Annotated in this window: 1 protein-coding gene; it reads right to left on the minus strand. The window is 69.3% G+C overall.

Annotated features, from left to right (window positions below):
• Position 1 precedes the first annotated feature (1 nt).
• Positions 2 to 1,242, minus strand: a 1,241-nt coding sequence (locus ACZ4VW_RS32565) for a YbfB/YjiJ family MFS transporter (RefSeq protein WP_467968768.1), incomplete at its 5' end; no start/stop codon positions are given.

The raw sequence follows: 1,242 nt of genomic DNA on the forward strand, positions 1-1,242 counted from the left end.
CCTATGCCTTGGTGGGGGTGGGGGTGGGGGTGGGGGTGGGGGTGGTTTCTTTTTGGGTGAGGGCGGTGGCGGCGGAGATGGCGAGGAGGATGACGGAGAGCCAGAGGCCCTTGGCGATGCCGCCGTCGGTGTCGGAGAGGATTCCGGAGATGAGGGGGCCGATGGCTTGTCCGACGCTGAAGGCGACGGTGAGCCAGGCGATGCCGGTGGTCCAGGCGTGCTGGGGGAGCATGCGGCGGGCGAGGACGGTGATGGAGGTGGGGCCGGCCATGAATCCGGCGCCGAAGATGATGGCGGAGATGATGGCGGCGGTCAGTCCGTCGAAGAGAAGGACGGGCAGGACGCCGATGAGGACGACGAGGGAGACGAGTGCGGGGGCGTGGCCGCCGCGGAGTCGTCCGATGATGCGTCCCCAGATGAGGAGGGTGGCGAGGGCTGAGGCGGCGCCGAGGACGATGAAGAAGCCGGCGGTGGTCCAGGTGCCGAGGCCTTGTTCGCGCAGGAGGGCGATGACGAAGGTCATGTAGGAGACGTAGCCGGCGCCGAAGAGGGTGTACCAGATGAAGGCGGGGGTCATGCGGCCCAGGCCCGTCTTGCCTTGTGTGGTGGGGGCGGGGGGCTGGGCGGGGACGGCTTTGGAGGCGGTGGCGGCGGGGATGACGGCCAGGAGGGCGAGGATGCCCATGAGGATCCAGCCTGCCTGCCAGCCGGAGGTACCCCAGGCGGTGAGTGCCGTGGGGACGGCGATGCCGGAGAGGACGACGCCGATTCCGACGCCAGCCATGTAGACGCCGACGAGGGAGGCGGAGCGGGCCTGCTTGCCGCCGGTGTGGATGCGGGAGGCGAGGGCGGAGCCGACGACGAAGGTGGCTGCGGTGGTGAGGCCGCCGATGAAGCGGAGTATCGACAGGGCGGTGAAGTCGGAGGTCAGGCCGGTGCCCAGGAGGGCGAGAGCGCTGATGATCATGCCGAGGACGAAGACTCTGGCGGCTCCCAGCTTGCGGGAGAACCAGGCGGCGAAGCCGGCGCCGAGGATGTAGCCGAGAGCGTTGGCGGTGTTCAGTCCGCCGGCGGCTGCGTAGGTCCAGTCCAGTTCCTTGCGCATGGAGGGCAGGAGCAGGGCGTAAGCGAACCGGGTGAAGCCGAGTGCTACCACGGGGCCCGCGGCCAGTCCCAGCGCGATCAAGAACTCCGAGCGCGGGCGCTTCACGTCCGCTGCCAAGGTGTTCATCGTGAGCTCCT

This window comes from Streptomyces sp. NPDC029139, from assembly GCF_055564335.1.